26 protein-coding genes are annotated in these 19,423 nt (G+C 57.7%); 14 read left to right on the top strand and 12 right to left on the bottom strand.

The features are described 5' to 3' along the window. Positions 1-91 precede the first annotated feature (91 nt). Entirely contained in the window at positions 92-1,465 is a 1,374-nt protein-coding gene (gene ppnN / locus EJA71_RS14685) for a nucleotide 5'-monophosphate nucleosidase PpnN (RefSeq protein WP_105704980.1), read from the bottom strand. A 225-nt stretch (positions 1,466-1,690) separates the two neighbouring features. Between ppnN and EJA71_RS14680 the strand changes: the two genes are divergently transcribed. Continuing rightward, positions 1,691-2,218: a DUF3087 family protein gene (locus EJA71_RS14680; protein ID WP_158957968.1), complete on the top strand. Its 528-nt coding sequence runs from the start codon at positions 1,691-1,693 to the stop codon at positions 2,216-2,218. A 17-nt stretch (positions 2,219-2,235) separates the two neighbouring features. On the opposite strand, the gene EJA71_RS14675 is transcribed toward EJA71_RS14680, so the two are convergent. After that, entirely contained in the window at positions 2,236-3,123 is an 888-nt protein-coding gene (locus EJA71_RS14675) for an NAD(P)/FAD-dependent oxidoreductase (protein WP_158957966.1), read from the bottom strand. A gap of 133 nt (positions 3,124-3,256) precedes the next feature. On the opposite strand from EJA71_RS14675, the gene EJA71_RS14670 reads away from it, so the two are divergent. Further along, complete coding sequence (locus tag EJA71_RS14670; protein WP_158957964.1) at positions 3,257-3,697, top strand: Rrf2 family transcriptional regulator; 441 nt, start codon at positions 3,257-3,259, stop codon at positions 3,695-3,697. Here EJA71_RS14670 and EJA71_RS14665 read toward each other — a convergent pair. Together EJA71_RS14665 and EJA71_RS14660 are read right to left on the bottom strand one after the other, a co-directional pair. Further along, positions 3,694-4,077, bottom strand: coding sequence for a DUF2784 domain-containing protein (locus EJA71_RS14665; RefSeq protein ID WP_158957962.1), 384 nt, complete (start codon positions 4,075-4,077; stop codon positions 3,694-3,696). The two genes, EJA71_RS14670 and EJA71_RS14665, sit on opposite strands and share 4 nt — an antisense overlap. Before the next feature lie 52 nt (positions 4,078-4,129). Continuing rightward, on the bottom strand, positions 4,130-5,065 hold the full coding sequence (locus EJA71_RS14660; RefSeq protein WP_158957973.1) for a sensor domain-containing diguanylate cyclase: 936 nt from the start codon (positions 5,063-5,065) through the stop codon (positions 4,130-4,132). A gap of 52 nt (positions 5,066-5,117) precedes the next feature. Here EJA71_RS14660 and EJA71_RS14655 point away from each other — a divergent pair, with 52 nt between their 5' ends. The 4 genes from EJA71_RS14655 (at position 5,118) to EJA71_RS27370 (ending at position 6,479) form a co-directional block, all read left to right on the top strand. Beyond that, positions 5,118-5,270 carry a hypothetical protein gene (locus EJA71_RS14655; RefSeq protein WP_158957960.1) on the top strand — a complete coding sequence of 51 codons (153 nt, stop codon included), beginning with the start codon at positions 5,118-5,120 and terminating at the stop codon, positions 5,268-5,270. Next, positions 5,263-5,961, top strand: a complete 699-nt coding sequence (locus EJA71_RS14650) for an AzlC family ABC transporter permease (RefSeq protein ID WP_158957958.1) — start codon at positions 5,263-5,265, stop codon at positions 5,959-5,961. The genes EJA71_RS14655 and EJA71_RS14650 overlap by 8 nt, the downstream gene beginning before the upstream one ends. Further along, entirely contained in the window at positions 5,961-6,272 is a 312-nt protein-coding gene (locus EJA71_RS14645; protein WP_178113699.1) for an AzlD domain-containing protein, read from the top strand. Before EJA71_RS14650 ends, EJA71_RS14645 begins: the two co-directional genes overlap by 1 nt. A 63-nt stretch (positions 6,273-6,335) precedes the next feature. Then, on the top strand, positions 6,336-6,479 hold the full coding sequence (locus EJA71_RS27370) for a hypothetical protein (RefSeq protein WP_178113697.1): 144 nt from the start codon (positions 6,336-6,338) through the stop codon (positions 6,477-6,479). Between the two features lie 47 nt (positions 6,480-6,526). On the opposite strand, the gene EJA71_RS14640 is transcribed toward EJA71_RS27370, so the two are convergent. The 4 genes from EJA71_RS14640 to EJA71_RS14625 all read right to left on the bottom strand — a co-directional run bounded on the left by EJA71_RS14640 (position 6,527) and on the right by EJA71_RS14625 (position 9,683). Further along, complete coding sequence (locus EJA71_RS14640) at positions 6,527-6,799, bottom strand: hypothetical protein (protein WP_158957954.1); 273 nt, start codon at positions 6,797-6,799, stop codon at positions 6,527-6,529. 267 nt (positions 6,800-7,066) lie between these two features. Continuing rightward, positions 7,067-7,747: an SOS response-associated peptidase gene (locus EJA71_RS14635; RefSeq protein WP_158957952.1), complete on the bottom strand. Its 681-nt coding sequence runs from the start codon at positions 7,745-7,747 to the stop codon at positions 7,067-7,069. A gap of 46 nt (positions 7,748-7,793) precedes the next feature. Next, a complete protein-coding gene (locus EJA71_RS14630) occupies positions 7,794-8,636 on the bottom strand; it encodes an ABC transporter permease (protein WP_158957950.1) in 843 nt (280 codons plus the stop codon). A gap of 60 nt (positions 8,637-8,696) precedes the next feature. Beyond that, positions 8,697-9,683 carry an aliphatic sulfonate ABC transporter substrate-binding protein gene (locus tag EJA71_RS14625; protein WP_158957948.1) on the bottom strand — a complete coding sequence of 329 codons (987 nt, stop codon included), beginning with the start codon at positions 9,681-9,683 and terminating at the stop codon, positions 8,697-8,699. A 293-nt stretch (positions 9,684-9,976) separates the two neighbouring features. Here EJA71_RS14625 and EJA71_RS14620 point away from each other — a divergent pair, with 293 nt between their 5' ends. The 3 genes from EJA71_RS14620 to EJA71_RS14610 all read left to right on the top strand — a co-directional run bounded on the left by EJA71_RS14620 (position 9,977) and on the right by EJA71_RS14610 (position 12,307). After that, the gene (locus EJA71_RS14620; protein WP_158957946.1) at positions 9,977-10,924 is read left to right on the top strand and encodes an ABC transporter substrate-binding protein; all 948 of its coding nucleotides are present in this window, start codon (positions 9,977-9,979) and stop codon (positions 10,922-10,924) included. Between the two features lie 131 nt (positions 10,925-11,055). Then, a complete protein-coding gene (locus tag EJA71_RS14615) occupies positions 11,056-11,955 on the top strand; it encodes a polysaccharide deacetylase family protein (protein ID WP_158957944.1) in 900 nt (299 codons plus the stop codon). 109 nt (positions 11,956-12,064) lie between these two features. Further along, complete coding sequence (locus EJA71_RS14610; protein WP_158957942.1) at positions 12,065-12,307, top strand: DUF1652 domain-containing protein; 243 nt, start codon at positions 12,065-12,067, stop codon at positions 12,305-12,307. Positions 12,308-12,311: 4 nt separating this feature from the next. Here the strand turns inward: EJA71_RS14610 and EJA71_RS14605 are convergent, their stop codons facing one another. Beyond that, positions 12,312-12,674, bottom strand: a complete 363-nt coding sequence (locus tag EJA71_RS14605; protein WP_158957940.1) for an NUDIX hydrolase — start codon at positions 12,672-12,674, stop codon at positions 12,312-12,314. Between the two features lie 212 nt (positions 12,675-12,886). On the opposite strand from EJA71_RS14605, the gene EJA71_RS14600 reads away from it, so the two are divergent. Further along, positions 12,887-13,084 (top strand): DUF2188 domain-containing protein, encoded by a 198-nt coding sequence (locus tag EJA71_RS14600; protein ID WP_158957938.1) that lies wholly within the window; start codon positions 12,887-12,889, stop codon positions 13,082-13,084. A 67-nt stretch (positions 13,085-13,151) separates the two neighbouring features. Here the strand turns inward: EJA71_RS14600 and EJA71_RS14595 are convergent, their stop codons facing one another. Continuing rightward, complete coding sequence (locus EJA71_RS14595) at positions 13,152-13,391, bottom strand: hypothetical protein (RefSeq protein WP_008085812.1); 240 nt, start codon at positions 13,389-13,391, stop codon at positions 13,152-13,154. 187 nt (positions 13,392-13,578) lie between these two features. On the opposite strand from EJA71_RS14595, the gene EJA71_RS14590 reads away from it, so the two are divergent. Continuing rightward, complete coding sequence (locus EJA71_RS14590; RefSeq protein ID WP_122660933.1) at positions 13,579-13,914, top strand: hypothetical protein; 336 nt, start codon at positions 13,579-13,581, stop codon at positions 13,912-13,914. Positions 13,915-13,986: 72 nt separating this feature from the next. Here EJA71_RS14590 and EJA71_RS14585 read toward each other — a convergent pair whose 3' ends face one another. Then, entirely contained in the window at positions 13,987-14,535 is a 549-nt protein-coding gene (locus tag EJA71_RS14585) for an Rrf2 family transcriptional regulator (RefSeq protein ID WP_064389425.1), read from the bottom strand. 336 nt (positions 14,536-14,871) lie between these two features. On the opposite strand from EJA71_RS14585, the gene EJA71_RS14580 reads away from it, so the two are divergent. Next, positions 14,872-16,077: an NAD(P)/FAD-dependent oxidoreductase gene (locus EJA71_RS14580; RefSeq protein ID WP_158957936.1), complete on the top strand. Its 1,206-nt coding sequence runs from the start codon at positions 14,872-14,874 to the stop codon at positions 16,075-16,077. A 200-nt stretch (positions 16,078-16,277) separates the two neighbouring features. Continuing rightward, positions 16,278-16,883, top strand: a complete 606-nt coding sequence (locus EJA71_RS14575; RefSeq protein WP_158957934.1) for a DUF6338 family protein — start codon at positions 16,278-16,280, stop codon at positions 16,881-16,883. A gap of 139 nt (positions 16,884-17,022) precedes the next feature. Here EJA71_RS14575 and EJA71_RS14570 read toward each other — a convergent pair whose 3' ends face one another. After that, positions 17,023-17,922, bottom strand: a complete 900-nt coding sequence (locus EJA71_RS14570) for a LysR substrate-binding domain-containing protein (protein ID WP_158957932.1) — start codon at positions 17,920-17,922, stop codon at positions 17,023-17,025. Positions 17,923-18,040: 118 nt separating this feature from the next. Here EJA71_RS14570 and EJA71_RS14565 point away from each other — a divergent pair, with 118 nt between their 5' ends. Further along, positions 18,041-19,408, top strand: a complete 1,368-nt coding sequence (locus EJA71_RS14565; RefSeq protein ID WP_158957930.1) for an MFS transporter — start codon at positions 18,041-18,043, stop codon at positions 19,406-19,408. Positions 19,409-19,423 lie beyond the last annotated feature (15 nt).

Below are 19,423 nucleotides of genomic sequence, written 5' to 3'. Positions count from 1 at the left end.
GATAGCGGTGGTTCAGTCAATAAAAAGGTGACTGATATACCGCTATCGCGAGCAGGCTCACTCCTACAAGGTCAGGTGGTCGCTGAAAGTATTACGCCACCACTCGATAGCAAGGCACATACGCCGCACCGCCCGGCAACTTCATCCGGTGCTGGGCGACGAAGGCTTTGAGCAGCGCGTCGAGCGGTTGCATGATCGCGGCGTCACCACGGATCTGATACGGCCCGTGTTCTTCGATCAGGCGGATGCCTTTGTCCTTGACGTTGCCGGCGACGATGCCGGAAAACGCCCGGCGCAGGTTCGCCGCCAGTTCGTGCGGCGGCTGATCGCGGTGCAGTTTCAGGTTGGCCATGTTTTCGTGGGTCGGATCGAACGGACGCTGGAAGCCCTCGTCGATTTTCAACAGCCAGTTGAAGTGGAACGCGTCGTTGCGCTCGCGGCGGAACTGCTTCACCGCTTTCAGCCCTTGAGTCATCTGCCGGGCCACTTCGGCCGGGTCGTCGATGATGATTTCGTAATGCTGCTTGGCCGCTTCGCCGAGGGTCGCGGTAACAAACGCGTCCAATTGCTCCAGATACGGCGCGGCATGTTTCGGCCCGGTGAGGATCACCGGGAACGGCAGGCCGGCGTTGTCCGGGTGCATGAGGATGCCGAGCAGATAGAGGAATTCTTCCGCCGTACCCGCACCGCCCGGGAAGATGATGATGCCGTGGCCAACGCGGACGAAGGCTTCCAGACGCTTTTCAATGTCCGGCAGAATCACTAGCTCATTGACGATCGGGTTCGGCGCTTCGGCGGCGATGATGCCCGGCTCGGTGAGGCCGAGGTAGCGGCCGCCATGAATACGCTGTTTGGCGTGGGCGATGGTTGCGCCTTTCATCGGGCCTTTCATCACGCCGGGGCCGCAACCGGTGCAGATGTCGAGGCTGCGCAGGCCCAGTTCGTGGCCGACTTTCTTGGTGTATTTGTATTCTTCGGTATTGATCGAGTGGCCGCCCCAGCACACGACGATTTTCGGCTCGACGCCCGGACGCAAGGTGCGCGCGTTGCGCAGCAGGTGAAAGACGTAGTCGCTGATGCCTTGCGAGGTGGTCAGGTCGATGCGTTGGCTGTCGAGTTCGTTTTCGGTGTAGACGATGTCGCGCAAGGCGCTGAAGAGCATTTCGCGGGTGCTGGCGATCATCTCGCCGTCGACGAAGGCGTCGGCCGGAGCGTTCAGCAGCTCTAGGCGTACGCCGCGATCCTGTTGGTGAATGCGGATTTCGAAGTCCTTGTAGGCTTCGAGAATGGTCTTGGCGTTATCGACATGGGCGCCGGTGTTGAGGATGGCCAGGGCGCACTGGCGGAAGAGGGTGTAGGTGCTGCCGGATCCGGCTTCGCTCAGTTGCTGGACTTCACGTTGAGAAAGGGTTTCCAGGCTGCCTTTCGGGCTGACCGAGGCATTGATTACGTGTCGTTGGGTCATGCAATGATCCTTAAAACGATGTCATCTCAAGACTAGGCGATGGCATCCGAATAGTGTGTATCCATGAATGAAGATGGCACGATCTGCGCTGTACCGCCATGTCCCCGTTTGGACGCTGAAAAGATGAAAAGGAGCCCCAGCATAGCTAAATCGCTGCCCGATGCGATAATGCCCCGGCCGGTTTTTTCCGTTGCCCTTTTTTGCTGCTCAAGGAAGTCATTCGCAATGTTCGAGATTCAACCGATGGACGCCGCCACCTTCCGCCAGCAGACCCGGCGCAGCACGGTCATCATCGCCGTGCTGTTTCTGGTGCTGGCGATGCTGTTTTCCAGTGCGGCGGTGGCGCTGTTCGGTGAACCTGGCAGCGATAACCTGCGGTTTAACGTCGGCGGGGTGTTTCTGGCGTTCCTGCTGACAGCGGCGTTATTGCGCGGGCGCTTCTGGAATCAGAGCTGGATGGCCCCGGCGGTGTACAGCTGGCGGCTCAAACGCAACCTGATGAGCATCACCAATGTGATGCATCAGGTGACCGCAGCCGTGGAAAAGAACGATTCAACAGCGATGAAAGTGCTGCGTTTCTATCATCTCGGCCTGACGCAGATGCATGAACTGGACGGCAACTCCAGCGATCATGGGCAACTGTGGCGGGAAGTCGCAGCGCACAAAGTGCGGATGCAAGCGCTGGACCTCGATACCGAGCAGACCCGATTCGATCCAGCCTGGCTGGACACCTTGAAGCAGGCGCCGCGCTAGGCGCCTGCTGGTTTTTCTCAGGCAAAGATCAACGATCGGTGAGTGCCGGCCCCGGCGCGGGCACCATCGCCGACCGCCAGCGCGACTGAGCCCGCAGCCAATGCCGCATCCCCGCAGGCAAACACGCCGCAAATGCTGGTCTGTTGCGTCGCGTCAGTCTGTATGAATGGCCCCATCGGGCCGTCCTCGAATACACATCCCAATTGTTCTGCCAGCGGACTGGCCATGCGTGTGCGCGGCATGGCGAACAGGCCGGCGACGGCGATGGTCTGGCCATCGCTGAGCACCACGTCGGCGCGCTCCCCTGTGACATGGCTGACGCGGCGGCTTTCAAGCGTTACGCCCCGGCGTTGCAGCTCCATCAATTGCTCCGTGTCAGGCTCGAATACGCCGTTGGTGAAGAATGTGGTCGGGCCCCAATCCGGCAGCAATAGGGCGTGCTGAATCGACATCGGAGAGGTCGCCAGCACGCCGATCACGCGTTGATTGAGTTCATAGCCATGACAGTACGGGCAGTGGAAAACGCTTTTTCCCCAGCGCTGGCTGAGGCCGTCGATGTCCGGTAATTCATCGATGACACCCGAGGCAAGGATCATTCGTTTGCCACTGAACTGCTGGCCAGCGGCGCTGCCCAGAACAAATCCTGCGTCCGTGCGTGTTGCCTCGACGGCGGTGTCTTCCAGCCACTGCACCGTTGGGTAAGCCAGCAGTTGGTCTCGCGCCTCGTCGGCAATCGCCCCCGGCGCACGTCCATCCTGTCCAAGAAAACCGTGGGAAGTTTCGGCAAATCGATTGCGCCGCCGGCCGGAATCCAGCACCAGCACACTGCGTCGAGCGCGCGCCAGTTGCAGGCCGGCAGACAGTCCGGCATAGCTGCCGCCGACGATGATGACGTCATACACCATGATCAAATCTCCACTGTGTGATTTCACGGCACAGCGTAAGTTACGAGAAAAATCCGTGTCAATAGTCTCGTAACTTCAGACATTGCGAGCGATACTCGGCGGACATTTTGTTCGGGCCTGAAAGGGATCATCGATGAGAAACGACACGCGCCTGTCGCGCATGCTCCATGTGCTGATTCACATGGATCGCCACGAAAAACGTGCCACTTCAGAAACCATCGCCGGCATGCTCGGGACCAACCCGGTGGTTGTGCGGCGCACCATGGGTTTGCTTAAGGAACAAGGTTTTGTCACGTCAGAGAAGGGCCATCAGGGCGGTTGGGCGCTGGCCAAGCAGCTGGCACAAATCACCTTGCTGGACGTTCACCTGGCGCTGGGCACGCAGTCGATTTTTTCCATTGGGCTATCGACAGATCACCCGGAGTGTCTGGTCGAGCAGGCGGTGAATGCTGCGCTCACCCGTACCTTCGATGAAGCACAGGCGCTGCTGCTTTCGCGATTGGGTGGCATCACGCTGGCGGATCTGGCGGCGGATTTTGATGAGCGCTTCAAGGCCGTAGTCGAGAGTGATTAAAGATGTGCAGCCGCTCGGCGAACTCTCCATGAGCGGATCAGTCGGCCGTAAACGAGAAGGTTAAGGACCAGCACCAAGCTGCCCATTCCCAGTTGAATCTGCGGGGTGAGCCCGGCGGGATAGATGATCGGCCAGACGTAATGCTCGATGAAACCACCGGCGTATTCGGTTTGCCCGGCGGCGTGGCGCATCAGGTTTTCCCAATAGGTCAGCGGACAGGTCAGGTGCAGCACTTCGACCGCCACGCCCCAGGCAGCAGCCGGTAAATGCAGGCACATGATTCGCGGCCATTTCAGCACCAGCAGCCCGCCGAACAGCACGAACAAAATAAACGACAAATGAAACAGCACCAGCCCGTCGGCTGCGATTCGGTACAGCATGTCGTCTCCCTGACGCGATTGTGAATGACGCTATGTTACGCCCCTCGCGGGCTCAAAGGTCAGGGCGAAAATCGGCAAATTCGGCGCGCATGCGTCCGTTGTGCTTGGCTTGATAGAGCAATTTGTCGACTTGCTCGACGAAGTCCAGCGGATCGCTGCCGACCGTTGCTTTGGTGGTGCCGACGCCAAGGCTCAGGCTGATCCAGGGCGATACCGGCGAATGTGCATGAGCGATCTGCTGCTGACGGATCAGATGCAGGCATTTGCGCGCCACCAGGCGCGCCGACTCGGCATCGGTTTCCGGCAGCAGCCAAACGAACTCTTCACCGCCGATTCTGGCGATGAAATCCCGTGGCCGGTTGGCTGCCAGTGATAGTGTCTTGGCCACTTGGCGCAGACATTCGTCGCCTTTGATGTGGCCGTAATGGTCGTTGTATTGCTTGAAGTAGTCGATGTCGAGAATCAGCAGCGACAGCGGCAATCCACTGCGCTGAGCCTGGGTCCATTCGCGTTCGAGCACGGTGTCGAACATGCGTCGGTTGGCGATGCCGGTGAGGCCGTCCTGAAACGAATATTCTTCCAGTTGCTTCTGCAGGCGGATCAGATGCTCCTCGGTTTTCTTGCGTTCGCTGATATCGAACATGAACCCCACCAGCGCCTCGACTTCACCGTCCTTGCGCACCACGTGCACGACGTCGCGGATCCACACGTATTCGCCAGCACTGGTCAGCGCGCGATAGTCGGCTTCGTGATCGACCCCGGCACGCGATTGCGAAACACAGAATTCGACGACGTAATCGCGGTCATCCGGGTGCATGCGCTCGACCCAGTCGTTGACCCCGACCCAGCTGTCCTGCTTCCAGCCAAGCAAGGTTTCGATCTGCGGGCCGATGTAGCTGAAAGTCATGCTTTTCCAGTCGATTCGCCACGGGATGGCTTTGGTCGATTCCAGCAGGGTTTTGTACACGTCATTGTCGATGGCGGTCATGGCAGGCAGGGTCTCAACGGGAATGTCTCGAGGAGGAAAATGCTGCGCCAGCATGTTGCTGGCACCGTGGCGTTGCAAGCGGCTGGCCGATGAACGGTTGCATCAGGCCGATTTCCCACAAGTGCGCAAGATTGTTCAAGCCACAAAACTGATTTTACTGGCACAGTCTTTGGCCGTTTCGTTAATTGAAGAGCGTTATGTCTGATTCACTCTTGCCCCGCAGTGCGTTCCTGCGCGGTGCTGCGGCGATCATGCCGCTGTCTCTGGCGACTGCGCCGTGGGGGCTGCTCGCCGGCTCCATGGCGATTGAAGCCAACCTTACGCCGCTGCAAGGGCAGGGCCTGTCGAGCATTGTGTTTGCGGGTGCCGCACAACTGGTCGCGATTGGCATGCTCAAGGGCGGCGCGGGGATTTTTTCGATTCTGCTGACCACGGTGCTGCTGACGTCGCAGCATTTGTTGTACGGCATGAGCATGCGTTCGGTGATTTCACCGTTGCCGGGCCGTTGGCGGCTTGGCCTGGGCTTTCTGCTCACTGACGAGCTGTTCGCGTTGACCAGTCAGCATGACCGGCAGCAGTTCAATCGATGGTACGCATTGGGCGTCGGTTTGACGTTCTATGTCGCCTGGAACCTGTTCACTCTCGCCGGCATTGTCCTCGGCAGCAGCATTCCAGGGCTGGAACACCTGGGCCTGGATTTCTCGATTGCCGCGACCTTCATTGCACTGATCACACCCGTGGTGCGCAATGTGCCGACGGTGGTCTGCGTGGCCGTGTCGCTGTTCTGCTCGGTGCTGTTCAGTTATTGGCAATGGGGCTCGGCGCTGGTGCTGTCGGGATTGGCGGGCATGACCGCAGGGTTCATCTGCAACAAGCTGTATCGGGAGCACGCATGATGGTCTGGGCGGTGATTTTCGGGATGGGAATTCTGGTATTTCTCAACCGCTACGTGTTTCTAGAGCCGCGCTTACCCGTGCGTTTGAGCAGCAATGCGCGGCAGTTTCTCGGTTTTGCTGTGCCGGGAATGCTCACGGCGATCTGCGGGCCGATCGTATTCATGCCGGACAAACAACTGAATCTGCAGTGGGACAATCCCTACCTGCTTAGTTCGCTGGTGGCTATTGGCTTGGTAGTCGTCACGCGCAATACGTTGCTCAGCATGTTGTTGAGCATGGCCTTCTTCTTTTTGCTGCGCTGGTGGTTGTAAGTTGCCTGATGGAAATTGTTCTACGCTTTAAAACGAATCGTCTACTTGTGAGGGGAGGTGAACATGGCGACAGAGCAAAAGCATCCGGAAACGGACGACGAGACCGATGAGCCGACTGAAGAAGAAATCGAGCGCGAGAAGCGCAAGGAACAGACCTGGAAGCACGATGATGGCAGAGAGCTTTCAGGTCCTGATAGCAAGATTTGAGTGGTTTCGACGCAAAAGCCCCGCACGTGCGGGGCTTTTTTGTGGTTTCAAAGATCTTCCATCTGCGTGAAATCGGGGTGTGATGCCCGGTATCCCAACGTTCGATCGATCCACGCATTGAGCTCGTTCACCATCACCGGCGGGTGTCCGGGATATCCGTCGAGGGTGGTGCGCAGGATGCGTTCGATATCGGGAACGGTCCGCAGGTTTCGGGTCTTGATGTAGTGGCCGATAAAACAGTCGAGTTCAAAGCGTTCTGTCATGGACAGATAAATACACTCCAGGCCGCTGACCTGTTTGATTGCAAAATCGTCGCGCAACTTAATTCTCTGCAAGGGCTTGTAAAGTTATAGGGAATTCCTGATTTTTTGACTCTTTGGTCAACTGGTATACCAATCGGAAAGGCGGCGCGCATGCTAGCCGTAGTGCATGTAAATGTATGTATGACGGTTGAAATGTCTGACAGGCGGTTAGTTCATACGAACGACTGTTTCAATATTACTGTTTCGTAAATGAAACACTCGTTGTAACGCCCCGGATTTAGCCCGAGAGGCGGTATTTTGATAACGCGCCGGCACGCGAATTATTTAGGCGACCTTTTCAATCAGTTCGGCACCCTGATTGCGTACGTTGCCGACGGCTTTGCCGACTTTGTACCATTCGAACGCTTCACTGGGTTCACCCTCGAAGAGCAGCATCTGCTCGGCGCGTTCCACTGGCGTGGCCGGATCGAGCCACTCGCGCACTAAATCCGGGCGCAGTACCACTGGTCGGCGATCATGAATGTCCAGCATCCCGCCGACGCTTTCGGCGGTGATGATGACGAAACCATCGTCCTCGCGAGCGTCGGTTCCCGGTGTGGGAAATTGTCCGATCGCCGCGCAGAAAACCGGTTCGTGGTCTGCGCGACGGATCAACCAGGGTTGCTTGTTTTTGTCGCCGGCATCGACCCATTCAAACCAATTATCGACGGGCACGATCAGCCGATTACGCCAGATCGCCCGGAAGAACGGGCCATGGGCGACTTTCTCCACACGCGCGTTGATCGGTGGCGGACGATCCTTGGCCCAGTGCGGACGCCAGCCCCAGCGCAGGTTATCGGCATACATGCGTTGCTCATGTTGATGAAGAACGGCCAGCGTAGTGGTCGGCGCAGCGTTGTAGCGATTGAGTGGCGCATCGCCAACGTGGTTGATCAGTGCATCGGGGATGCTCAACACGGCCACAAAGTCGTGGATGCCTCGGTACTGCGTGAGTCTTCCGCACATGGCTGAATCTCCGGTAGGAAATTTCAGCTTAGTCGCTGGCGACCATTCAATCCTTGGCGTCCTCACCGGTAAACGTATCGCGCCAATTCAGCCAGCGACGCTCAATCATGGCCAGCACACCGTCGCTGAGTTTTCCCAGCAAGGCGAGCACGATGATCGCGGCCAACACGATATCGGGTCGTGAGGTTTCGCGACCGTCGCTGAGCAGATAGCCAAGCCCTTTGGTGGCGGCGATCAACTCGGCGGCGACCAGAAACATCCACGCCAGGCTCATGCCACTGCGCAATCCGGTGAACAGGCCGGGTAGGGCGGCGGGCAGCAGGATACGCCGGGTCAGTTGCCAGCGACTGAAGCCGTAAATACGGCCGACTTCCACTAGTTTGCGATCAATATTACGGATCGCTGCGACGACGTTGACGTACACCGGAAAGAACGCGCCGATGGCGATCAAGACGATTTTCGAGGTCTCGTCGATGCCCAGCCACAGAAGTAATAACGGCACCCAAGCGAGGCTCGGAATCGACCGCAATGCGGCAAACATCGGTTCCAGATAGGCTTCGGCTTCGCGACTCAATCCGACCCAGGCAGCAAATACCAGCGCAAGACCGGCGCCGATGGCGAATCCCAGCAGCACGCGAATCAGACTGGCGCCGATGTGTTTCCACAACGCGCCTTCGGCAAGGTCGGTGAGGGTCAAAGCGACTTCGCTTGGCGCCGGCATTTGGTAGGACGGTAGCCAGCCGATGCGTACGATTATTTCCAGGACGATGACGATCAGCAGCGGCAACGCCAAACCTTTGCAACGGCGTAGCCATGCCGGGTTGAAAAAGGCTGGGCGCCGCCGCGAGAAGGCGAGTTGCGCCGGTAAATTTTTACTGTGTGTGGTCATGGTTGAGCTCCGCACACGACAAATCCGCGACAGGCGCGGATGTGTTGTGAGGCTGATTATTTACTGGCGGGCGACCGCTTGTTGAGTACCGCCGTCGAGCAACTGGTCGATGACTTGATCGACATTGACGCCACGGCGCACCAGTTCTTCGGAGACCAGAATCGGTGCTGCAGCCTTCGAAGCCAGCACGTCATTGGGGGTCAATTGTGGGCTGCTCAGGTCGGTGCGCGACAATTGCAGCTTGGCCACATCCAGCGGCAGGCCGGATTCCTTGGCGAGCAGTGCGGCGAACTCTTCAGGATTTTTCAACGACCATTCACGTGCCTGCTCGTAGGCCTTGATCACGGTGTCGATGGTCTGCGGATGCGCCTTGGCGTATTGCTCGGTGACGCTGACGACGCCGTAGCTATTGAACGCCGGGTTGCGATACAGCAGACGCGAGCCGGCCTGCACCTGGCTGGCGGCCATGTGCGGATCGAGCCCGGCCCAGGCGTCGACGTCACCCTTTTCCAGCGCGGTGCGACCGTCCGGGTGTTGCAGATGGACCAGCTCCACGTCGTCCTTTTTCAACCCAGCCTGTTGCAGGCTGCGCAAGGTGAACAGGTATGGGTCGGTGCCTTTGGTGGCGGCGATTTTCTTGCCTTTAAGGTCGGCGACCGACTGGTACGGCGAGTCTTTGCGCACCACCAGCGCCGTCCATTCGGCGCGGCTGTAAACGTAGACCGACTTGATCGGACTGCCATTGGCACGACTGAGCACGGCAGCAAGGCTGGCGCTGGAGGCGAAATCGACGCCGCCGCTGTTGAGGTATTCCAGCGAGCGGTTACTGCCCTGACTCAAGACCCAACTGACTTTGGTTTGCGGCAGGGCCTTTTCGAGGAAACCGAAGTGCTTGAGCACCAGGCTCACCGGCGAGTAATAGGCGTAATCGAGATGGACTTCCGTCGGGACGGTTTCAGCGGCTTGGGCGAGGGATTGCAGGCTCAGAGCCATTGCGCCAGCGGCCAACAGGGTTTTCAAGCGAAGTAACGGGAAGAACGAGGTCATGGGGGCGCTCCGGCAAAGGCACAGGTTTCTTATGTCCAAAAAGATGTTTTTTCGAATGCTTCCTGCATGAATGGAATATTGCAGGCTCTGTGCCATGTGGAAAAAAGCACCGGTTCGTGGGACTTCAAGTGTGTTGAAGGGGATTTTCGCTGTTGCGTGAGCAACAGTGTGGCGAGTCACTGTTGCGGGGCAAACAGTGCGCGTCGGCGGTGATGAGCTTATGCATTATTAGAATTTCAAAACTGAATATTAAGAGCGTTATGGTCTATGCAATCCCTTCTGCAGGACTCGCCATGAAGCTCTTCCGTTTTGTTCGCAAGGCGCTCGCCGCCGCGCTGTTTATATCGCCACTTTCCTACGCCGCCGAACCTGTTGTCCTGCATATTGGCGATCAGAATTACTACAACATCCGTGCGTCGATAGAGGCATCTGGTGTGTTGAAGGACGCGCCTTACACGGTCGACTGGAAACACTTTCAGGCCGCAGCACCGCTCGCCGAAGCGCTGCAAACCGGTGCGCTGGACTTGGGCTTCCTCGGCGATTCCGGGTTTCTGTTTCTTGCCGCAAAACAGGCGCCGGTGAAACTCATCGGCGTGTCGCGGCAGAATCCGGACACGATTGCGCTGCTGGTGCCCAAGGATTCTCCGGTAAAAACCATCGCTGATTTGAAGGGCAAGAAAGTCGCCTATTGGCCAGGCGCCTGGAGTCAGCAATTGACCTTGCGGGCGTTGGAGCAGGGCGGTCTGCCGGAAAATTACGTCGACTTCGTCAAATTGATGCCAATCGACGCGGCCGCCGCGTTGCCACAGGGCAGCATCGACGCGTTTCCGGTGTGGGAGCCGTACATTTCCCAGCAAATCGTATTCTCGGGTGCGCGGCCGATCCTGACCGCGAAAAACCTTATGCCGGGGCTCAGCGCGATTGCCGCCTCGACACCGTCGATCGACAGCAAGCGCGAAGCCATCGCCGATTTTCTCGGGCGTTTGAAGCAGGCGCGGGCCTGGGTGGACAGTCACACCGACGAGTACGCCGACCTGTGGGCGAAGAAGGCCAATCTTGATCAGCAGGTGTCGCGGCACTGGTTGCGTCAGGCGCACATGAGCATCGGGCCGGTGGATCAGCAGGCCGCCGAGGATCTGCAAAGCACCGCCGATTTCCTGTTTAAAGTGAAGGCATTGCCAACAGCGCTGAGCACCGCAGGGATCATCGACACGTCATTCCAGCAAGCCTTGGCGAACTGAGCGAGCACCGGAACCAAACACTGTGTACCTTATCCAACCCCGGCTCGCGGATCGGAGCGCAGGGATGGATCAAGGCGAGGGAGTTTTGCCTATCGACAACATGACCGGCACGCTCGGGCTCAAGGCAAAACATGACATCTGTATTCAAACTCATCGGTGCAGTGGCCATCGCTTTCGGGCTGGCCGGCTGCATTGCGGCGCCCATCGAAATGACGGCGCAAACCGAAACTCGCCTCAAGGCTCAGGCGCCAGTGCGCTTTCTGCTGACCTTCGATGACGGCCCAAGCGCCTCCAGTTTCTGGAATCCGTCAGCAACAGTCCTCGATAGCCTCAAAGACAATCCGGTGCAGCCCGGCATCAAAGCGGTGTTTTTCGTCCAGACCCGCGCACCTCGGGCGGGCAATAGCGAGATCGGTCGCGGCATCATGCGGCGCGAGTCTGCCGAAGGACATATCCTCGCGTTCCACACCGCGACCCATTGGCACACCAATCACCGTTCGCTTGATCCTCAGGAGCTGGAAGAGTCGCTGACCAACGGCACCGCTGATATCGCGAGCATTACCGGCACGCCACCGACACTGTTGCGTCCGCCATTCTGGAACTACGACAAACGCACATTCGCCGCCTATCAACAGCACGGCTTGCATGTTTTGCTGACGGACTTGAGTGCCAATGACGGAAAAATCTGGGGCTTCAATGCCAGCCCTCGACGTCGGGCCAATATGCTGCGGCAATTGTCGGAGGTCCGTGAACGCATCGCTTTAGGAGAGTTTCCTACTGTGGATGGGGTGATTCCGCTGGTGGTGACGTTTCATGACCTCAATCGCTACACCGCACGACATACGCGCGAATACCTGCAAATCCTGCTCGACAGTGCAGCGGCCACGGGTGTGAAACTGGCGGACAAGCCGTTTTATGATGATCACGCCACGTTGCAGGAGGCTGCGCTGGCGCGCTCCGTTGAAAAGAGCTCGGAACCGGTGAACTTGCCGGGCATCTGGAACTGGATCTGGGATGGCGACGCTCATTGAGCGGTCGCAAAGGAAATGTGATCGGGTTGGCATATTGGTGTCGGGCAAGACACAAACCGCTCATCTATGCTCTACCGATCAAATCGATTCGCCTGTGAGGCGTTCGCCCATGCTTGCCATTACCGACATTTGCCGCATCGTCGAGTCCGGCTTCCCTGCGCTTAAATGTGATTGCACCCCTTCGGCGCAGGGACTTCTGCAAATCAAGGTGTATGAGCCAGAAAGCGGGCGAGTGGATTTGTTCCTCAACGGTGTTTCCCCGGAACACCTCGTCACAATCCGTGACATCTCCAACTTCATTGGTGAGCTACGCACCGAGATGAGTGCCGGTCGCCGAGCATTCGCCGGCTGAGTTTTTATAAACGCCGTTGAAATGCTTTCACAATGCGCAGCGTCGCCGCACTGGTGCTCAGGTTCTGCACCGAATCGAGTGGATGCCAGATGCAATCGATGATCTCGTTTTGCGGCCTGGCCTCATCGATATTCAGCACTGAGGCTTCGTAGACGTGGTGCCGTGTGGTGCCGCTCTGCAACTCCATCAAGTACAACACCTCTTCGGCGTTCAGCCCGGTCTCTTCCTGCAACTCGCGCACGGCAGCGTCCGCCCGGGTTTCGCCTGGCTCAACCTTGCCGCCAGGCAATGTCCATTGGCTGCGGGGTTTGCGTACCAGGAGGATGTGGCGATCCTGTTCGCAAATAACGGTGGCGCGTTCTTTCATCTGTTACCTATGTGTCGCCTGTCATAAAACTGAAATGAAACTGCAATATTCGAGCCGGTCCAGCAAGCAGAGGTTCCGTTAGTTTGAGCGTTTGCCTGAATGAAAAGTGCCGGTCCTGCGGATGTCGCGACGCTCGGTTGGCACCTCGTTCAACACAAGGTGTAAGGTAAAAGCGTGAAGCTGAACCCACCGCTAGCGAAAAGGAGGTACCCATGAGCATTCCTGTGATGAACAAAATGCACATGAACGGCTACGACGTACTCAGCGTAAACAACGGCCCGTGGCGGGTTTGTACCCAGGGCGATCGACTGGCGTCGTTTGGCAGCAGGGAAGAGGCGTTGGCCTATGCCGCGGCGCTTCCCGGCTACAAAAAACGCTCCTTACGCGGACAAAGTCACACGGCCACGTGATGAGTGGTGATAAGTGAGCCCCGGCATTTGTCGGGGCTTTTGTTTGCGGGAAAAGGACGGGCAGGTTTCAGTGGACTTTGGTTCGGCTGATAGCGCGTGCCTTCACTTCCTTGGCATACAGTTGCAGGCGTTCCTCATCGCTTTGCAAAACCTCGCAGGATCTCAGTACCGTTTGTGCGTCGGCTTCGTTGCCGGATTTGCGCAGTTGCTCGGCGATACGTTTGAGGTCGACAGCCGACCATCTCAAATCCGAAGCAACACTTTGCAGATCGCGTTGAAGTTCGTGTTCGTATTCGTTGAGCCGCATGATCACCTCCAGGACATTCTCGGTAGAAAAGAGTAGTCGCATTTTTCGTCACCGGGGCAGGGCGCGCCCGTCAGCAGACTGAACGGATGTAAAAAATTGTCCAAACCCCGTCAAGGGCTGATTGCTACGATGGATGTCCACCCGGTTACGCGTTACATTCGCTTTTTTTCAGAGCAGGGCAATACAGATGCGGATATGGATCGGGGGGTTGGCGTTGGCCATGTTGGCAGGTTGCTCATTGCCGGCTTCGTTGGTGCCGGGTGAGCCGAATGTCAGCAAGACCAGTGACAAGACACCTAAAGACTATGCCGCGTGTGTATTACCGTTGTGGCAGCAGGATGTCGCCAAAACGACGCAGACGTCCATTTCCAACGGCTATCGCATTACTGCGCCAAGCATCATCACTGCCGATGAAATCCTCGACATCGTTAAATACAAGGACGGCAGCCGGGTGTCGTTGTATCAGGGGCCGCCATGGGCCAAGTCCGGGTCGTTGCGCAAATCGGTTCGCGATTGCCTGTAACCACTCTTGCGTTAAAAAAGCAGAAACCGGATCAACGGTTTCTGCTTTTTTTTGCCTGTCGCAGGCTGCAGATCAGTCTGAAAGCGTGGTCAGCGGGATAGTCCCGACATTGCCCTTTTTCTCCCGACGATCCTGAATCCAGTCTTCCACTTGCTGGCCGAATTCTTTAGGTGCCTTGCGCCCGACCTTTCTCGCGATGTCGAGAATGGTCTGTTGGGCGAGGGCTTCTTCCATGCGTTTTTGCGCGGTCATCATGGCGCTGTGGATCGAGCAGGTGTCTTCGATCGCCCATTGCGGCGGGTTGCCTTCGAATAGAGCGCAACGCCCACGAATGTCCCGGCACTCGAAAATGTTCTTGCGGCCGTCAATGGCTTTGACGATGTCGAGCAAGGTGATCTCGTCCGCCGGTCGGGCCAGGCTGAAACCGCCGCGCACGCCCTCGCTGGCAACCACCAGTTTACCTTTGGCCAGTTTGGTGAAGATCTTTGCCAGATATTCGAGGGGCACGCCTTGCAATTCAGCGAGATCGCGCACGCTGGCCTCGCGGGTATCGCCGTTGCTGGTGACCAGAAAGGCCAGGCAATGAATGCCATATTCGACGCCTGCGCTGTATAAAGACATAAGTAAGTCCGACTTGATTTGTCGTAAATGTTAACAGGCTGATCAACCGTCGGCAATGCGATGAAACTGCCGATATCTACTTATTTAGTGACGGAATATGCCTGTTTAATGGCGTTATGCCGTTTATCTGCCCCTCCAATAATATCTATATTTTAGATCTATAAGATCAAAAAAACTGACTTGTCGCCAATATGTACGACCAATACAGTCGGCGCTATTCGATGAGCACCCCCTTGTGCCATTCGAAAAATTACAGCCACGACAAGCAGCGACTCGCGAGCGGCGAGTACCACTGACTCTCTATTTCAGCACTTGGGCACGAGCCTGGAGACAACGATGAAACAGCACATTCTGGTAATTGGCGCAGGCTTTGGTGGCATGTGGACGGCGCTGAGCGCCACGCGTCTGGTGGATATCCATGGGCGTGACAATGTCGATGTAACCGTCCTGGCGCCTCAGGCCGAGTTGCGTGTACGCCCGCGTTTCTATGAGCCGAATGCTCATCAACTGGCAGCGCCGCTGGGTGATCTGTTCGAAGCAGTCGGCGTTCATTTCATCAAGGGCGCTGCCGAGACCATCGATGTGGCGGCTAAAACCGTGAGTTACACCGACGGCTCCGGAACAAAGCAAGTCTTCAACTACGACAAGCTGGTGCTGGCGACCGGCAGCGGTCTGGCGCAATCCGACACGCAGGGTGTCACTCAGTACGCGTTTGACGTTGACCAGATCGAAGCGGCGATCCATCTCGAAACCCATCTGAAAGCGTTGAAAAAACTTCCCGACAGCCCGGCGCGTAACACCGTCGTAGTGGCGGGCGGTGGTTTTACCGGGATTGAAACGGCAACTGAAATGCCCGGCCGCTTGCGCGAGATTCTTGGCGAACATGCCGATATCCAGGTGATCATCGTTGACCGCGGGCAAAAAATCGGTGCCTCTATGGGCGAAGAGATCAGCCAATCCATCGTCGCAGCCAGCGAAGAGTTGGGCGTTGAATGGCGTTTGGGTGTGTCGGTGCAGTCGGTCGATGCTGACGGCGTGACGCTCTCGGACGGTCAGCACATCGAGGCGAAAACCGTCGTCTGGACCACTGGCGTACGGGCCAGTTCGTTGACTGAACAGATCCCCGCCGAGCGCGACAAACAGGGTCGTCTGCATGTGGACGCCAACCTGAAAGTCATCGGTCAGAACGATATTTTCGCCACTGGTGACGTGGCGTACGCTGCCACCGACGACATCGGCAACTACGCGTTGATGACCTGCCAGCATGCGATTTCGCTGGGCCGTCATGCCGGTAATAACGTCGCGGCGCAGATTCTCGGGGTCGATCCGACGCCTTACAGCCAGCCAAAATACGTGACGTGCCTGGACCTTGGTGCCTGGGGCGCGGTGTATACCGAGGGCTGGGATCGTCAGGTGAAACTGGTTAAACAAGATGGCAAAACCCTGAAGACCCAGATCAACACCCAGTGGATCTACCCGCCGGCGGCTGATCGCGTGAGCGCATTGGCGGCGGCTGACCCGATGATTCCAGTGGTCGCGTAAGAACGCCTTGATGAACAAATCCCGCTCACTGAGCGGGATTTTTTTGTCCGGCCGGCTCATTGCCCAGTGGGCATCCCGGGACGCGCGGAGCGTTGCGTAATGAGTGGTGACAGTTGGGTGCAGACGTTTTTTCTATGTGCACTAGGCTTCAGGTGCTGGTGTTCAATCGAGGTCAGTAAGCGTTCAAGGAGCCTCGGATCATGGATGATCTGGTCAAAGAAGTTATTCCGCTGTTGCAGTATCTGATTCCCGGATTCTTGTCAGCGTGGATTTTTTACTCGCTGACGGCGTTCAAACGGCCCGATACGTTTGGGCAGATTGTGCAGGCGCTGATTTTTACGTTTGTGATTCAGGGCGCGGTTTTGGGGATTGGGGCAATTTGTCTGTGGGTGGGTTCGATAGGGTTTTCTTTAGGGAAATGGGATGCTCGGGCGGAGGCATTGTGGGCATTTATTGTTTCAGTATGTCTCGCCGGGCTTTTCTGCTATTTGGCTTCAAACGGGAGGCTGCATGCGTTGCTACGCAAGCGAAATCTGACACGTAAAAACTCTCATCCCAACGAGTGGTACAGCGCTTTTGAGAGGCACGATCGCCTTGTCACTTTGCATCTGAGTGATGAGCGGCGATTGTTTGGCTGGCCTTTGGAGTGGCCCTCCGGCCCTATGGAAGGGCAGTTCATCGTGTTGAATCCACGCTGGCTTGGCGATGATGGCCTGGCGCTCCCTTTTGGCGCCGAATTATTGGTGATAGATTCTTCGAAAGTTCAGTGGGTCGAATTCAGTTTCGTCGAGGAGGTTTTATCATGAGTGCAAAAGAGCCAAAACCTATTCCACCTCACATTGCGCGCCTCTTTGTCGGCCCGGACGGTAAGCAGCTGGCAAAAACGTTGGTTAAAGGACCCAGTGCGCCTCCACCGCCAAAGCGCTGATTAGCGCTGCCAGTCTCTTAACCCCAACCCTCAGCCACCGCCCGGCGAATCGCTTCCAGCAACATCGCAAACGCCGGGTTGTCGTTGTTCTCCCGCCAGATCAGGTGCAGCTCGCTCTGCACCCCTTCGCCCAGATCGATATCGCGAAATACCACATTCTTGAACACCACACTGGTGGCGCAGCGCGGCACCAGCGCCAGGCCCATGCCGGCGTTGACCAAGGCCAGAATCGTCAAAGACGACCCCAGCCACTGCACATAATCTGGCGCGACCCGGGCCGAGCGCAGCATGCCGGTCAGCAGTTCGTTGAACGGCGGATAAGCCGCGTGGGAGTACATCAGAAATGGCTGCTTATCCAGGTCGCTGACCGATACTTCAGCCGCGCTCGCCAATGGATGAGCGCTGGGCACCGCCAGCACAAACGGCTCGCGCACCAGGCATTCGGTGGCGTAACCCGGCTCCAGTAATGGCGCGCGGGCGATGCCCAGATCAATCCGCCGGGCACGCAGGGCTTCGTGTTGCTGGTAGGTATTCATCTCGGACAGATCGATCTTCACCTGTGGCTGTTTCAAGCGTGCCTCGGCAATGACCTTGGGCAAAAACTCATACACCGCGCTGCCGACAAAACTGATGTTCACCGAACCGATATCGCCCTCGGCGAACCGTCGGGCGGTGACGGCTGCTTGCTGGGCGCGCTCCAGCAGGTTCTGTGCTTCGATGAAGAAAGCCCGGCCCGCAGCGGTGAGCGCGACGCTGCGGGTGCTGCGCGTGAACAATTCGACGCCGAGGTGATGTTCGAGCAGCTGAATCTGTCGGCTCAGCGGCGGCTGCGTCATGTTCAGTCGTTCGGCGGCGCGACGGAAGTTGAGCTCGGTGGCGACGGTGGTAAAGCAGCGCAGTTGGGTCAGTTCGAACATTGATCTAATCCAGGTATCAATCGAATGCCAAGTTAGATTAGACGGGATCAATGATCGCCGTCCATGATCGGTCCATCGCTTTAAGCCATCCCTAAAAAAACAAGATCGGGAGTCGCCTTTGAAAACCCTCCAGAGTCCGCTGGATGTCACGGTTCTCGCCCGTGCCGCCGCCAAGGTCAAGCGCCACGTGCTGCCGCTGTTCGTGGTGATGTTCATCGTCAACTACATCGATCGGGTCAACATCGGTTTTGTGCGCAGCCATTTGGAAACCGATCTGGGCATCGGTGCTGCGGCCTACGGGCTCGGCGCTGGCTTGTTCTTCATTGGCTACGCGCTGTTCGAAGTGCCCTCCAACATGCTCCTGCAGCGCTACGGCGCGCGGGTCTGGCTGACGCGGATCATGTTCACTTGGGGCGCCGCGGCCATGGCTATGGCGTTCGTTAAAGGAGAAACCAGTTTCTACGTGCTGCGCTTTATTCTCGGCGCAGCCGAGGCGGGGTTCTTTCCGGGGATCATTTACTACTTTACCCAATGGCTGCCGGCCTCCGAGCGCGGCAAGACCATGGCGGTGTTCCTCAGCGGTTCGGCGATTGCCTCGGTGATCTCCGGTCCGGTCTCCGGTGCGCTGCTGCACATCAGCGGCCTGGGTCTGCACGGCTGGCAATGGATGTTCCTGATCGAAGGCGCAGCATCCGTGGTGCTCTGCGCGTTCGTCTGGTTCTGGCTGCAATCGCATCCGCGTCAGGCCAAGTGGCTGACCGAAGAGGAGCGTGAAGCGCTGGTGGCGGCGATTGCTGGAGAACAGCGTGCCCGTGAAGCGGTGCAAGTGGCCAAGCCGTCGATGTTCAAGCTGTTGGCCGATCGGCAGATCGCGCTGTTCTGCTTCATCTATTTCTCCATTGCCCTGACCATCTACGGCGCAACGTTCTGGTTGCCGAGCATGATCAAGAAGATGGGCAACCTCGGCGACTTCCAGGTCGGCCTGCTCAACTCGATTCCGTGGATCATTTCGATTGTCGCCATGTACGGTTTCGCGGCGATGGCTGGCAAGTGGAAATTCCAGCAGGCCTGGGTGGCGCTGACGTTGGTAATCGCGGCCATCGGCATGTTCATGTCGACCACTGGCGGGCCGATCTTCGCCTTCGTCGCCATTTGCTTCGCCGCAATCGGTTTCAAGGCTGCCTCGGCACTGTTCTGGCCGATTCCGCAAAGCTATCTGGATGCGCGCATCGCTGCTGCGGTGATCGCGCTGATCAACTCCATCGGCAACCTCGGCGGCTTCGTTGCGCCGACTGCATTCGGCTTTCTTGAACAAAGCACCGGCTCCATCGAGGGCGGCCTGTATGGGTTGGCGGCGACGTCACTGATCGCTGCGGTGGTGATTTTCTTCGCCCGCACAGCGCCGGGCGCCAAAGGCAAAACCCCGGCAAAGCCCCATGACGAAACCGCCGTTGTTACGACGGCCAGCCCGGCCGCGAGCCATTGAATTGATTGTTGATCT

It is taken from the genome of Pseudomonas sp. PB106 (assembly GCF_009764645.1).
Taxonomy (GTDB): Bacteria; Pseudomonadota; Gammaproteobacteria; order Pseudomonadales; family Pseudomonadaceae; genus Aquipseudomonas.
The sequence above is the reverse complement of the archived record's forward strand: the minus strand, read 5'-3'. Positions and strand labels throughout refer to the sequence as shown.